Source organism: Variovorax sp. HW608 (genome assembly GCF_900090195.1).
In the GTDB taxonomy this organism is placed as follows: Bacteria; Pseudomonadota; Gammaproteobacteria; order Burkholderiales; family Burkholderiaceae_C; genus Variovorax.
The window spans coordinates 3431075-3444119 of the sequence record NZ_LT607803.1 but is presented as its reverse complement, the minus strand read 5'-3'; the positions used below and the strand labels follow the sequence as shown (position 1 = coordinate 3444119).

General features: G+C 66.3%; 16 protein-coding genes. 10 read left to right on the top strand and 6 right to left on the bottom strand.

Features of this window, described 5'->3' with window-relative positions:
• Positions 1 to 5 precede the first annotated feature (5 nt).
• The 3 genes from VAR608DRAFT_RS16190 to VAR608DRAFT_RS16180 form a co-directional block, all read right to left on the bottom strand.
• Positions 6 to 647: a MarC family protein gene (locus tag VAR608DRAFT_RS16190; RefSeq protein ID WP_172843981.1), complete on the bottom strand. Its 642-nt coding sequence runs from the start codon at positions 645 to 647 to the stop codon at positions 6 to 8.
• Between the two features lie 15 nt (positions 648 to 662).
• The gene (locus VAR608DRAFT_RS16185; protein ID WP_088954981.1) at positions 663 to 1748 is read right to left on the bottom strand and encodes an IS630 family transposase; all 1086 of its coding nucleotides are present in this window, start codon (positions 1746 to 1748) and stop codon (positions 663 to 665) included.
• An 80-nt stretch (positions 1749 to 1828) separates the two neighbouring features.
• Entirely contained in the window at positions 1829 to 2575 is a 747-nt protein-coding gene (locus tag VAR608DRAFT_RS16180) for an SDR family oxidoreductase (RefSeq protein ID WP_088954980.1), read from the bottom strand.
• 73 nt (positions 2576 to 2648) lie between these two features.
• Between VAR608DRAFT_RS16180 and VAR608DRAFT_RS16175 the strand changes: the two genes are divergently transcribed.
• Together VAR608DRAFT_RS16175 and VAR608DRAFT_RS16170 are read left to right on the top strand one after the other, a co-directional pair.
• A complete protein-coding gene (locus VAR608DRAFT_RS16175) occupies positions 2649 to 3248 on the top strand; it encodes a 2-hydroxychromene-2-carboxylate isomerase (RefSeq protein ID WP_088954979.1) in 600 nt (199 codons plus the stop codon).
• Positions 3249 to 3274: 26 nt separating this feature from the next.
• Positions 3275 to 3958, top strand: a complete 684-nt coding sequence (locus VAR608DRAFT_RS16170) for a dienelactone hydrolase family protein (protein WP_088954978.1) — start codon at positions 3275 to 3277, stop codon at positions 3956 to 3958.
• 5 nt (positions 3959 to 3963) lie between these two features.
• Here the strand turns inward: VAR608DRAFT_RS16170 and VAR608DRAFT_RS16165 are convergent, their stop codons facing one another.
• Complete coding sequence (locus tag VAR608DRAFT_RS16165; RefSeq protein ID WP_088954977.1) at positions 3964 to 4914, bottom strand: LysR family transcriptional regulator; 951 nt, start codon at positions 4912 to 4914, stop codon at positions 3964 to 3966.
• 184 nt (positions 4915 to 5098) lie between these two features.
• On the opposite strand from VAR608DRAFT_RS16165, the gene VAR608DRAFT_RS16160 reads away from it, so the two are divergent.
• Positions 5099 to 5443, top strand: coding sequence for an alpha/beta hydrolase (locus VAR608DRAFT_RS16160; protein ID WP_088954976.1), 345 nt, complete (start codon positions 5099 to 5101; stop codon positions 5441 to 5443).
• Between the two features lie 214 nt (positions 5444 to 5657).
• Positions 5658 to 6026 carry a DUF4148 domain-containing protein gene (locus VAR608DRAFT_RS16155; protein WP_088954975.1) on the top strand — a complete coding sequence of 123 codons (369 nt, stop codon included), beginning with the start codon at positions 5658 to 5660 and terminating at the stop codon, positions 6024 to 6026.
• Between the two features lie 68 nt (positions 6027 to 6094).
• Here the strand turns inward: VAR608DRAFT_RS16155 and VAR608DRAFT_RS16150 are convergent, their stop codons facing one another.
• A complete protein-coding gene (locus tag VAR608DRAFT_RS16150) occupies positions 6095 to 7234 on the bottom strand; it encodes a magnesium transporter CorA family protein (RefSeq protein ID WP_088954974.1) in 1140 nt (379 codons plus the stop codon).
• A 65-nt stretch (positions 7235 to 7299) separates the two neighbouring features.
• Positions 7300 to 8304, bottom strand: coding sequence for a porphobilinogen synthase (hemB, locus tag VAR608DRAFT_RS16145; protein ID WP_088954973.1), 1005 nt, complete (start codon positions 8302 to 8304; stop codon positions 7300 to 7302).
• A gap of 328 nt (positions 8305 to 8632) precedes the next feature.
• On the opposite strand from hemB, the gene VAR608DRAFT_RS16140 reads away from it, so the two are divergent.
• The 6 genes from VAR608DRAFT_RS16140 to rpsL all read left to right on the top strand — a co-directional run bounded on the left by VAR608DRAFT_RS16140 (position 8633) and on the right by rpsL (position 12967).
• Positions 8633 to 9061: a CopD family protein gene (locus tag VAR608DRAFT_RS16140; RefSeq protein WP_088954972.1), complete on the top strand. Its 429-nt coding sequence runs from the start codon at positions 8633 to 8635 to the stop codon at positions 9059 to 9061.
• Positions 9062 to 9066: 5 nt separating this feature from the next.
• On the top strand, positions 9067 to 10179 hold the full coding sequence (locus VAR608DRAFT_RS16135) for a VanZ family protein (RefSeq protein WP_088954971.1): 1113 nt from the start codon (positions 9067 to 9069) through the stop codon (positions 10177 to 10179).
• Between the two features lie 52 nt (positions 10180 to 10231).
• On the top strand, positions 10232 to 10585 hold the full coding sequence (locus VAR608DRAFT_RS16130; protein WP_088954970.1) for a (2Fe-2S) ferredoxin domain-containing protein: 354 nt from the start codon (positions 10232 to 10234) through the stop codon (positions 10583 to 10585).
• Positions 10586 to 10599: 14 nt separating this feature from the next.
• Entirely contained in the window at positions 10600 to 11232 is a 633-nt protein-coding gene (locus VAR608DRAFT_RS16125; protein ID WP_088954969.1) for an alpha/beta hydrolase, read from the top strand.
• 22 nt (positions 11233 to 11254) lie between these two features.
• Positions 11255 to 12424 (top strand): D-alanyl-D-alanine carboxypeptidase family protein, encoded by a 1170-nt coding sequence (locus VAR608DRAFT_RS16120; RefSeq protein WP_088954968.1) that lies wholly within the window; start codon positions 11255 to 11257, stop codon positions 12422 to 12424.
• Positions 12425 to 12589: 165 nt separating this feature from the next.
• Positions 12590 to 12967, top strand: a complete 378-nt coding sequence (rpsL, locus tag VAR608DRAFT_RS16115; RefSeq protein ID WP_017759704.1) for a 30S ribosomal protein S12 — start codon at positions 12590 to 12592, stop codon at positions 12965 to 12967.
• The last annotated feature ends 78 nt before the right edge of the window (positions 12968 to 13045 follow it).

Sequence of the window (13045 nt, the reverse complement as noted above, 5' to 3'; positions counted from 1 at the left end):
GGGGATCACGCCGCCCGGTGCAGCACCGGGAACAGCGTGCCGAGCCCGGCCGCCATCACTTCGACCGCGAGCGCGGCGAGGATCAGGCCCATCAGCCGCGTCATGACGTTGATGCCGGTCTTGCCGAGCACGCGCGAGATCGGCTCGGCGAGCGAGAAGGTCACGCCGGTGGCCAGCCCGATCACGACGCCGTAGCCGACCAGCACCGCGAGCTCCCAGTAGTGCTGCGCCCGCTCGGCGAAGATGACCACGGTCGACATCGTGGCCGGTCCGGTCAGGAGCGGGATGGTCAGCGGCACCACTGCGATCGAGGCGCCGAGCGAGGCCTTCACCTCGGTCGCGCGGATCTCCTCGGTGGTGGTCTTGGATTCGGCCGGCTGCGCATTGAGCATGGAGAGCGAGCTCATCAGCAGCAGCATGCCGCCGCCGACCTGGAAGCTCGCGATCGAGATGCCGAAGAACGACAGCAGCTGCAGCCCGAGCAGCGCGCTCACCGCGATGACGACGAAGGCGCTGAAGGCCGACACCCAGGCCGTGCGCCTGCGCTGCAGATCGGTGCAGCCCTGGGTGTAGTGGATGAAGAACGGGACGATCGCCAGCGGATTCACGATGGCCAGCAGCGTGATCAGCGGCTTGATCAGGTCCATCGTCGGCGTGGCCATCTAGTGCAGTGTTCCATTCTGTTTGGAACTTAAGCGGCGGTTGGCACGAATGACCTTCTGCAGGATGTCGCGAGCGCTCTTGGTCCAGATGAACGGCTTGGGTTTGATGTTGTGATGTGCGACGTACTCATCGATGGCAGCGACGAGTTCGGGCACGCTGGTGAACACGCCGCGGCGCAGCCGCTCGGTGGTGATGTCGCGAAAGAAGCGCTCGACCATGTTCAGCCACGACGCCGAGGTGGGCGTGAAGTGCATGTTGAAGCGCGGATGCTTGGCCAGCCACTCCTGCACGGCCGGATGCTTGTGCGTGGCGTAGTTGTCGGCGACCAGATGCAGCGTCTTGTCCTTGGGCGTCTGGCGATCGATTTGGCGCAGGAACTTCAGCCACTCGACGTGGGTGTGGTGCTGCTGGCACTGGCCGATGATCTGGCCGTCCAGCACGTTGAGCGCGGCAAACAAGGTGGTGGTGCCGTTGCGCTTGTAATCGTGCGTCATGGTGGCCGCGCGCCCCTTCTTCATCGGCAGCCCGGGCTGCGTGCGGTCCAGCGCCTGCACCTGGCTCTTCTCGTCACAGCACAGCACCAGCGCATGCTCGGGTGGCGACATGTACAGCCCCACGATGTCTTCGAGCTTCTGGACAAACTTCGGGTCCCGCGAGACCTTGAAGCCGCGCACGATATGCGGCTTCAAGCCGTGGGCGTGCCAATGGCGCATGACGGTGCTGGCGCTCACGCCCAACTCGGCGCCCATCTTGCGCGTGCTCCAGTGCGTGGCCGCCGCGGGCGTGCTCTGGGTCGTCAACGCCACCAGGCGAGCAACGTCAACCTTCACCGGCGGCGCGCCGCGCGGCAAGTCGCGCTGGATGCCGGCCAGGCGCAATTGCCCATAGCGCTCACGCCAACGTGCGACCTGCACGCGTCCGATTCCCAACTGCTCGGCGATGTCCTTGTTTTGCACCCCGTCAGCGGCCAGCAGCACGATGCGCGCGCGCTGCGCCAGCCTCACGCTCGTGAGCTTGGAGCGAACCAGCCTCGTCAACTCGCCTCGCTCCTCATCGTTCAACACTATTTCGGAGGCAACTCGCATTCGCTCTCTCCAACCTGGATGGCAGTAGAGCATGAGAGAAGCCCGATTCATATAAGTTCCGTTAAGAACAGAACACTACACTAGCGTCCGCCCGTCACGTCGAGCGAGGTGCCCGTCACATAGCTGGCGTCATCCGACAGCAGCCAGACGATGGCCTGCGCCACTTCCTCGGCGCTGCCGGTGCGTTTCATCGGCACCGTCGGCGCGAGCTGGAAGGCGCGGTCGGGCATGCCGCCCGAGGCGTGGATCTCGGTGTCGATCAGGCCCGGCCGCACCGCGTTGACGCGGATGCCCTCGTCCGCGACTTCCTTCGCCAGCCCGATGGTGAAGCTCTCGATCGCGCCCTTGCTGGCCGCGTAGTCGACGTACTGCCCCGGCGAGCCGAGCCGCGCCGCCGCGCTGGAGAGATTGACGATGGCGCCGCCTTCGCCGCCGTGCTTCGTGCTCATGCGCCGCACGGCCTCGCGCGCGCAAAGGAAGCTGCCGATCACGTTGATGCGCAGCATGCGTTCGAGGCGCTCGAAGCTCATCTCGTCGACGCGCGCCTGCACGTCGACGATGCCGGCGTTGTTCACCAGCGCGGTGAGGCGGCCCAGCTTGGCATCGACCTTGTCGAACATCGCCAGCACCTGCGCTTCGACGCCCACGTCGGCCTTGACGGTGATCGCGGTGCCGCCGTCGGCGCGGATCGCGCGCACCACTTCATCGGCGGCGAGCGAATTGCTCGTGTAGTTGACCGCGACCGCAAAGCCGCGCTTCGCCGCCAGCAAGGCCGTGGCGGCGCCGATGCCGCGACTGCCGCCCGTGACCAAGAGCACCTTGTCCAATTCCCACCTCCTGCACAGAAGCCGTGCCTCAGTTAAAAACCCTGGGTCGGATTACATCATCGAGGAGCCTCCCGTGAGCCGCACCATCGACTACTACTTCACGCCCCAGAGCCCTTGGACCTACCTCGGACATGCGCGCTTCGCCGCCATCGCCAAGTCCCACGGCGCCGCCGTGCGCGTGCGGCCGATCGATTTCGGCGCGGTGTTCCCGGTGTCCGGCGGGCTGCCGCTGGGCAAGCGCGCGCCGCAGCGGCAGGCCTACCGGCTGGTCGAGCTGGCACGCTTTTCCCACCATCTGGACATCCCGCTGAATCCCAAACCCAAGTTCTTCCCGGTGGCGAGCGACGATGCGGCCAAGCTCATCATTGCGGTCGATCTGCATGACGGCACCGACATCGCGATGAAACTGTGCGCGGCGATCTTCGCGGCGGTGTGGGTGCAGGAACGCAACATCGCGGACCCCAAGGTGCTGGAGGCCCTCGTCGCCGAATGCGGCCTGTCGGCGCGGCGCGTCGAGCAGTCGCTCAGCCAGACCGTGCAGGAACGCTACGAGGACTACACCCAGGAAGCCATCGACACCAAGGTCTTCGGTGCGCCGAGCTACGTGATCGACGGCGAGATCTTCTGGGGCCAGGACCGGCTCGAATTCGTCGAGCGCGCACTCAAGCCATAACGATCAACAAGCAAAGGAGCACTCACATGGGTCAATTCATCGATCTCACCGCCAGGGACGGCTGCACCTTTCCCGCGTACGTCGCGGAACCGGCGGGCAAGCCCAAGGGCGCCGTGGTGGTCGTGCAGGAAATCTTCGGCGTGAATTCGCACATCCGCGCGGTCGCCGATGGCTACGCGGCGGACGGCTATCTCGCGATTGCGCCGGCGACCTTCCATCGCGTGAAGCAAGACGTCGAACTCGGCTACGCCGAGGACGACATGAAGGCCGGGGCCGCGCTCAAGGCGGCGGTCGAAGGGCTGCCGGCGCCGGGCGTGCTGCAGGACCTGCAGGCCGCGGTCGACTACGCGACGAAGGCCGGCAAGGTGGGCATCGTCGGCTACTGCTGGGGCGGCCTCCTGACGTGGCGCGCGGCCGTGCAACTCTCGGGACTGTCGGCCGCGGTGCCCTACTACGGCGGCGGTTCGACGACGCCCGGGGAAATCGCACGCCAGCCCAAGGTGCCGGTGCTCGCGCACTTCGGCAAGGAAGACCACTGGATTCCGCTCGACACCGTCGAAGCCCTCAGGAAGGCGCATCCCGGGGTCGAAGTCCACCTCTATGACTGCGGTCACGGCTTCAACTGCGACCAGCGCGGCGCCTACAACGCCCAGGCGGCCAAGCTCGCGAAGGAGCGCACGCTGGCGTTCTTCGCCAGGCACCTCGGCTGAGCGGATCAGGCCGGCGCCGTCGATGCGGCGCGGGCCACGCGGGTGCTGCGCTTCGCAGGCCGGGCGGGCGCCGCCTCGGCGACCCTGGACTCGAGAAAGTCGAGCATGGCGCGAAGCGCCGCGCTGTTGTGGCGGCGCTGCGTGTAGGCGGCGTACAGCCACAGGTCGGTCGGCATGTAGTCCTTGAGCACCGGCACGAGCGCGCCGCGCTCGATCTCGGGCTGGGCCATGATCGCCGGCACGCACACCGCGCCGAGTCCGGACAGGGCAACGCCGATCAGCGGCGCCGCGTCGTTGGCGTCCATGCGGCTGTGCACCGGGACGCTGTAGGGCTTGCCGTCCACTTCGAAAGGCAGGCTGGGCGTGTTGCCCGCCAGCGAATAGGTCAGCACGTCATGCCGCCGCATGTCGTCCGGCTTCCTGGGGAGGCCGCGCTTGGCCCAGTAGCCCGGCGTCGCGCAAAGCGCGAGGTCCATCCGCTGGAGCCGCCGCACGATGAGGTTCTCGTCGCGGATGCGGCCCAGGCGCAGCGCGATGTCCACGCCTTCCCCCACGAGGTCGATCACGCGGTTGCTCAGGTGCAGGCTTACATGCACGTCCGGATAGGTGGCCATGAATTCGCCGATCAGGCCCGGGAACTTGCCCTGGCTCAGGCCGTGCGGCGCGGTGATCCGCAGCCGTCCGCGCGGATTCCCCGCGTGCTCCTGCAGCTCGCTCTGCGTGAGCTCGACCATTTCCATGAACGGCGTGCTGCGTTCGAGCAGCAGATGCCCGGCGTCGGTCAGGCTCACCGAGCGCGTCGAGCGGTTCAAGAGCCGCACGCCGAGGCGCTCCTCGAGCTGCGCCACGTATTTGCTGATATTCGCCTTCGACATCCCGAGCGTGGTCGCGGCGCGCGAAAAGCTGCCCCGCGCGGCAACCTCACGAAAGGCTTTCAGCAAGTCAAGACTGTCCATTGGAATTCCATTGTTTCTCTTTGGTGAACACCGTTGTTCAGTTTTATAGGGTTTCTACCTAGAAAACGGGAGCAAACTCGCGGCACAGAGCAGCCAACCAAGACTGATCTGGCCGAGCCGGGATCCCATCGCTGATGAATGCCCGGCCGACGTAACCAGAACCAAACCAAGGAAGACCTCCAGAATGAACACCTCGAAGCTCATCGCCGCCGCAGCCCTGTCGATTCTCGCCGCCGCCGGCGCGCAGGCCGAAACCTACGACGGCGTGCACGCGCCCGTGTCGGCCAACAGCCGCGCCGAAGTCCAGGCGCAGGGCGTGGTCGCCGCCCGCAGCGAGAATGCATACGGCGATGCCGCCTCCTCGCGTGTCGAACCTGCGCTGACCGCGTCGGCCGACCGCCAGGCAGTTCGCACCACCGCCGTTGCCACCGCGCACTCGGCGAACCAGAACCTGAAGCGCGAAGCGTTCGTGAACAGCGTGGTCCCGTCGCAGTTCAAGCTCGAGACGACGAAGCAAGCCGGCCTGTAATCCCCGATTCGCTCGGAACAGGGCGGGCCGCGTGCAAGCGCGGCCCGCCTTCATCTTTTCGGCGTTTTCGCGATTGTTTCGATCGCGGAAACGCCGTGTCTCATTTCTCGGTGTTTTCCCTGAGGTGTTCCGCCGGACACTCTGCCGCACAGGCCAGCGACAGCGAGCCTGGGTTGAAAACGATCCCGACCTCCGACGAACCAAAGGAACTGAAATGAAGACCTCGCACATCCTCGCCGCTGCCGCTCTCTCGATCCTCGCCGCCGCTGGCGCCCAGGCTGAAACCTACACCGGCGTGCATGCCGCCGTCTCGGCCAAGAGCCGCGGCGAAGTGAACACGGAAGCCGTGAGCGCCGCCGGCGCTGCCGACCAGAACATCCCGCGCGGTTCGCGCGGCGCCGAGCCGTTCAAGTCGGTCGCCAATGAGGCGGCGGTGCGCGCCGACGCCGTCGCCACGGCCAATGCGCCCGACCAGAACGTGTCCGCCGGTTCGCGCGTCAACAGCCGCGTGATCTCGACGATGAACAAGTCGGCCGAGCCGCGCGTCCAGGCCCAGAAGGAAGGCGCAGCCGCGGCCAAGTAATCCGGCCCCCGCCTGCCAAGGCCGGACGGTGCGAAAGCGCCGTCCGGCTCTTTCTTTTTCCGTTCGCACTAGCGCGTGCGCGCCAGGTAGCGCTTGCGCCAGAAGACCACCACGAGCACCAGCGCGATCGCGCCCATGGACCCCATGGCGATCCAGAAGCCGTCGGCCTTGTGGATCAGCGGGATGAACTCGAAATTCATCCCGAAGATGCCGGCGATCAGGTTGAGCGGCAGGAACACCGCGGTCAGCACGGTGAGCACGCGCATGATGTCGTTCGTGCGGTGGCTCTGCACGCTGAAGTGCATCTGCACCGCGGTTTCGGCGTTCTGTTCGAGGCGCCGCACGTGGTGGACCACGCGCTCGATGTGTTCGAGCACGTCCCGGCTGCGGATCATGACGAGCTCGTGCTCCCGGTGCGCCGTGGCGCTGGCCGGGGCCGGCAGGGTTTCGAGCGCGTCGATCCAGTCCTGGATCGAGGCGCGCTGGTCTTCGCAGATTTCGCCCAGATGGTGGAGCGATTGGCGGGCCTCCATCAACGCGCCCCAGTTGCTGAAGCGGCTCTTCGGGTCGATCAGTTCGGACTGCCAGTGATCGAGCTGGCGCGTCAGTTCGCGCCTCAGGTCGAGATAGGCATCGACGATGTGGTTGACGACGCGCAGCATGAGGTCGGCCGGGTTCGCGGGAATGCGCGCCGAAACCGCCCGCACGTCGAGCGCCGGCGCCGCGCTGCCGCCGAGTTCACCGGGTGCGGCCGCCGCAAGGAGCTTGGATGCGAACGCATCGCGCACCGCGCCGTCTTCGGGATGGACCGAGAGCAGCACCCGATCGAACAGCGCGAAGCCGACCGGTCGCGTATCGATCCGCCGCAGCACGGTCGGCCCCGTCTTCGGCGCGGCAGGCGCGGCCTGCTCGGACGGCGGATGGCCGTTGGAGGCCGCCAGCCGGCGAAACACCAGCAGGTCGTACTGGGAGGTGTAGTCGTAGCGCGAGGGAAGCTGGTCGTTTAGCAGATCGCTCACGTGCAGGTCGACCAGATGCGTGCTGCACAGGGACTGCAGCACGTCCTGCGCCTCGGCGAGCGAGGCGCGGAATTCGTCCCGCGTCAGCGACAGCCAGAGGTAGCCCTGCTCGCAGGCGCCCGGCGCAGCCATGGGCGCGAGCGCGTCGTGTTCGGTGACCTGCGTACCGTTGATCTTGAAGATGCGCATGAGGCCTCTTGCCGTGGGGTCCATGACGCCGGCGCCGTGGCCGGGGCGCCGGCAGTGTCGTCCGCTCAGCGCCGCTTCAAAAGCCGTGCGGCATCGCGCGCGAAATAGGTCAGGACGCCATCCGCGCCGGCGCGCTTGAATGCAAGCAGGCTTTCGAGGATGACCGCGTCGCGGTCGAGCCAGCCGTTCTGCGCCGCGGCCATCAGCATCGCGTATTCGCCGCTGACCTGATACGCGAAGGTGGGCACCTGGAACTCGTCCTTGACCCGGCGCACGATGTCGAGGTAGGGCATGCCCGGCTTGACCATCACCATGTCCGCGCCTTCGGCGATGTCGATCGCGACTTCGCGCAGCGCTTCGTTGCTGTTGCCAGGGTCCATCTGGTAGACCTTCTTGTTGCTCTTGCCGAGGTTGGCGGCCGAACCGACCGCATCCCGGAAGGGGCCATAGAAGGCGCTCGCGTACTTGGCGCTGTACGCCATGATCCGCGTATGGATGTCGCCGCGCGCTTCGAGCGCCTGGCGGATCGCGCCGATGCGCCCGTCCATCATGTCGCTCGGCGCCACGATGTCGACGCCGGCCCGGGACTGGGTGAGCGCCTGTTTGACCAGCACTTCCACGGTCGGGTCGTTGAGGATGTAGCCGGTCTCGTCGAGCAGGCCGTCCTGGCCGTGGCTGGTGTAGGGGTCCAGCGCGACGTCGGTCATCACGCCGAGTTCCGGGAAGCGGGACTTGAGCGAGGCGACCACGCGCGGAATCAGTCCGTCGGGATTGCACGCCTCGTCGCCGGCCGGCGTCTTCAGGCTCGGGTCGATCACGGGGAAGAGGGCCATCACCGTAATGCCGAGTTCGACGCACTCCTCGGCGACCGGCAGCAGCGCGTCCAGGCTCAGGCGCTCCACGCCCGGCATCGACGGCACCGGATCGCGGCGCTTTTCCCCCTCCTGCACGAAGACCGGATAGATCAGGTCATTCGTTGAAAGCATGTGCTCACGCACGAGATCGCGCGTGAAGGCATCGCGGCGAAGCCGGCGCGGCCGTCCGGCAGGAAAGGGGGCATGGAGGGTCATGCCGAAAATTGTGCCCCAAGAGGCGCTGCCGCTTTCCGGGGCGGGTGATCTACGCCGATTTGTCAGAAAAAACTATCAGACAGCGCCTCTGAAGCATCAATCTGTAGACCGAAAGAACAAAAAAAGTCACCGTTAGCTTGATAGGTTGTTTTGCCTTTGTTAAATTCTGTCTTGGGCGGCTTGCCGCTCCCCGCTTTTCCTCCCTGAGCGGGTGCCTTGATGTGTGACAGCAAAAGGGCTTCCCGCCCGGCGTTCAGACGCCGGGCTTTTTTTTGCCCGCGCGAGCGGCCGGCGTCGGGCCCGGAGCCGGCCACTAAACTGCCGCACCATGCTTTGGGTCAAGTCGCTGCACATCGTCTTCATCGCCAGCTGGTTCGCCGGCTTGTTCTATCTGCCGCGGATCTTCGTGAACCTGGCCATGGTCGCGCCGGAGTCGGTGGCGGAACGCGCCCGGCTCGTGCTGATGGCGCGCAAGCTGTTCCGCTTCACCACCTTCCTGGCCGTGCCCGCGGTGGGATTCGGTCTCTGGCTGTGGCTCGGCTACGGCATAGGCCGGGGGCCGGGCAATGGCTGGATGCACGCGAAGCTCGCGCTGGTGCTGGTCGTGATCGGCTATCACCACGGCTGCGGCGTGCTTCTGCGCCGGCTGGCCTCGGGAGAAGACAGGCACAGTCATCGCTGGTATCGATGGTTCAATGAACTCCCGGTGCTGCTTTTGCTCGCAATCGTCGTGCTGGTCGTCGTCAAACCCTTCTGAACGCTGTGGAAACGCAGCACAAGTCCATCGCGCTGCCGCTGGCCTTGGCGTATGCGGTTCTCATCGTCTATGCGAGCCTCTATCCGTTCGCGGACTGGCGCGACCAGGGGATCGCGCCGTGGGCCTATCTGGCCGCGCCGTGGCCGAGGTGGTGGACCGGCTTCGATTTCGGGATCAACGTCGTCGGCTACATGCCGCTCGGCTTCCTGGTCGCCGTGGCGCTGCTGCGCTCGCGGCCTGATGCTTCGGCGATGGGCGCGGTGTTCCGCGCGACCTTGGCGGGCGGCGCGATTTCATTCGCGATGGAAACCCTGCAGAGCTATCTGCCGTCGCGCGTCCCCTCCAACGTCGACCTGGGGCTGAACACCCTCGGCACCTTCGTCGGCGCGTTGCTGGCGGCCGCGTTCGAGCGATTTGGGCTGGTGGCCCACTGGCAGCGCGCACGTGCCAACTGGTTCGTGGAAGACGCGCGGGGCGGGCTGGTCCTGCTGGCCCTCTGGCCGCCGGCCCTTCTGTTTCCCGCCGCGGTCACCTTCGGCCTCGGCCAGGTGTTCGAGCGGGTTGAATCCGCGATCTCGGAATGGCTCGTCGACACGCCTTTCATCGACTGGCTGCCGGTGCGGCAGTTCGAACTCGAACCGCTGGTGCCCGGCGTGGAGGCGTTCTGCGTGATGCTCGGCGCGCTGGTTCCCTGTCTCCTCGGCTTCCTGGTCACGCGCTCGGTCGCCCGGCGCGCCATCCTGCTGCCGGCGACGCTCCTGGCCGGCATCGCGGCGAGCGCGCTGTCGGCGGCCCTGAGCTACGGACCCGAGCACGCGTGGGCGTGGCTCAGCCTCCCGGTGCAGATCGGCATCGCCGCGGCGCTGTTCTTCGGTGTCCTGCTGGTGCGCGCGTCCAGGAGGTTCTGCGCCGCGCTGCTGCTCATCGCCCTGATGGTGCACCTGAGCCTGTTGAACCAGGCGCCCGAAAGCGCCTACTTCGCGCAGACCCTCGCGACCTGGGAGCAGGGGCGCTTCATCCGCTTCCACGGGGTGGCGCAATGGCTGGGCTGGATCTGGCCGTTCGCGACGCTCGGCTACGTGCTGATGGTGCTTTCAGGCCGGCCGCGAAACGGCTGATGGCACGACCCTGCTGGAGCATCCGCCGGGCATCGCTCCCTAAAATGCCTCGATGTCCAGTTCCAACGCACCGGCGCCGAAGGGTTACTACGGCCGACACATCTTCTTCTGCCTGAACGAGCGCAAGGGCGACGAGGATTCCTGCTCCAAGCACAACGCGCAGCAAGGGTTCGAGCGCTGCAAGCTGCGCGTCAAGGCCGAAGGTCTTGCCGGGCCCGGCAAGGTCCGCGTCAACAAGGCCGGCTGCCTGGATCGCTGTGCGGGCGGGCCGGTGGCGGTCGTCTATCCGGAAGCGGTCTGGTACACCTACGTCGACGAGAACGACATCGACGAGATCGTCGATTCCCACCTCAAGAACGGCCAGGTGGTCGAGCGTCTGCTGCTCCCGCCCAACGTCGGGCGCTGAAGCATCGGGCCGCCATGAATTCACGTACGGAAAAGCTAAAGCTCAAGGGCGCGGCCGGCGCCATCGAAGCGCTTCGCGATCCGGCGGCCGACGGCACGCCGGCGCTCGGCGTTGCGGTCATCACCCATCCGCATCCGCTCTTCGGCGGCACCATGGACAACAAGGTGGTCCAGACCCTGGCTCGCGCGTTCGTGAGCTGCGGGTGGACCGCCGTGCGCTTCAACTTCCGCGGCGTCGGCGCCAGCGAGGGCGTGCACGACGAAGGGCGCGGCGAGTACGAGGACCTGCTTTCGGTGATCGACCAGGTGGCGCACGACGGGCCGCTGGCGATCGCCGGGTTTTCGTTCGGCGCCTTCGTTGCCAGCCGGGCCATCGAGAAACTGGCCGCATCCCGCGATATCCGGCATATCGTGCTGGTCGGCACGGCGGCGGCGCGTTTCGCGGTTGCGGCGGTGCCGCCGGCCTGGCATGAGCGCACCCTCGTCGTGCACGGCGAGCAGGACGACACCGTGCCGCTCGCTGCGGTGATGGACTGGGCGCGTCCGCAGACACTTCCTGTCACAGTCGTTCCCGGGGGCGGTCATTTCTTTCACGGACAATTGCCGCTGCTCAAGAATCTCGTGGTCCGCCATCTGCGCGCGGGCTAGGTTTTTCGCCTCTCTCATCCCCATGAGTCGCTTCATCACGGCGCTGCGTGCGTTCGCGGTCGCTGCTGCCCTTTCCTTTTGCATCGTCGCCGTCGCGCAGGTGCCCGCAGCGCCGGAAATCGCCGCGCGAAACTACCTGCTGCTGGATGTGACGGCGAGCCAGGTGCTGGCGCAAAAGGACATCGACAGCCCGGTGGAACCGGGCTCGCTGACCAAGCTGATGTCCGCCTACCTGGTCTTCGACGCCCTGAAGTCCGGGAAGATCACGCTGCAGCAGACCCTGCCGGTCAGCACGCGCGCCTGGAAGATGCCGGGCTCCCGGATGTTCATCGATCCGAAGATGCAGGTTCCGGTCGAGGATCTGCTCAAGGGGCTGATCGTCCAGTCGGCCAATGACGCGACCATTGCATTGGCAGAAGGCGTCGGCGGCACGGTCGAGCATTTCGTCGAACTGATGAACGAGCAGGCAAGGGTGCTCGGGCTGAAGAACACCACGTACAAGAACCCGGAGGGTCTGGCCGCGCCGGGCCACATGACCACCGCGCGCGATCTCGGCACCCTGGCGACGCGGCTGATGCGCGACTTCCCGCAGTACATGTACTTCTATGCGATCAAGAAGTACCGCCTGCCGGGCGCGCCGTCGACCAACGACACCAACCGCAACGTGCTCCTCTTCCGCGATCCGACGGTCGACGGCCTGACGACCGGCCATACCGACGGCGCCGGCTATTGCATGGTCGTGACGGCCAAGCGCGACTTCCCGAACCTGAGCGGTGGCCGGCGCCTGCTGTCGATCGTCCTGGGTGCCGCCAGCGAGAACGCGCGCGCCAACGAATCGCAGAAGCTGCTGAACTGGGGCTACACCGCGTTCGACGCCGTGCGCCTGTTCGACGCGAATCAGCCCGTCGCGACGCCGCCGGTGTGGAAGGGCAAGGAAAGCACCGTCAAGCTGGGCCGGCCGAACCCGATCGTCGTGGCGGTTCCCGCGGGTACCGCGGGCAAGATCAAGACGCAGGTGGCGCGGCCCGAACCGCTGGTGGCGCCCTTCACCAAGTACCAGCCGATCGGCTCGCTCAAGGTCACCCTCGCGGACGAGCCGGTCGCGGAAGTCCCGCTGGTCGCCCTGGAGCCCGTGGAGCAAGCGAGCGTGCTCGGGCGAGCCTGGGATGCAATCCGCCTCTGGATAAAGTAGCTGTTGCTCCTTCGGCCGGCGCGGCCCGGGGGTGTGCTATGATCGAGAGCTTTTCGGAAAAATCCGAAGGGTTTCACGTTTTCGTTCATCTCCTGGCCCCCTCGCGTGTCACGTCGCGACGAGGAATCTGGCTGGGGTTGGACTTGTTTTGGGACTTATTCATCCATGCCAACCATCAATCAACTGGTGCGTCAGGGTCGCGAGGTCGAAAAGACCAAGTCGAAGAGCCCTGCCATGCAGAACTCGCCGCAGCGTCGTGGCGTCTGCACCCGGGTCTACACCACGACCCCCAAGAAGCCGAACTCGGCGCTGCGCAAGGTCGCCAAGGTGCGCCTGACCAACGGCTTCGAAGTCATTTCCTACATCGGCGGCGAAGGCCACAACCTCCAGGAACACAGCGTCGTGCTGGTTCGCGGCGGTCGTGTCAAGGATCTGCCGGGTGTTCGCTATCACATCGTGCGCGGTTCGCTGGACCTGCAGGGCGTCAAGGATCGCAAGCAGTCTCGCTCCAAGTACGGCGCGAAGCGTCCCAAGAAGGCCTGATCGAGGTCGTGTTTCAACGGTGTTCGGTCGCCTGGCTGGCGCATCGGACGGAGTGACCCGCCATTGGGTCGAGTAAGT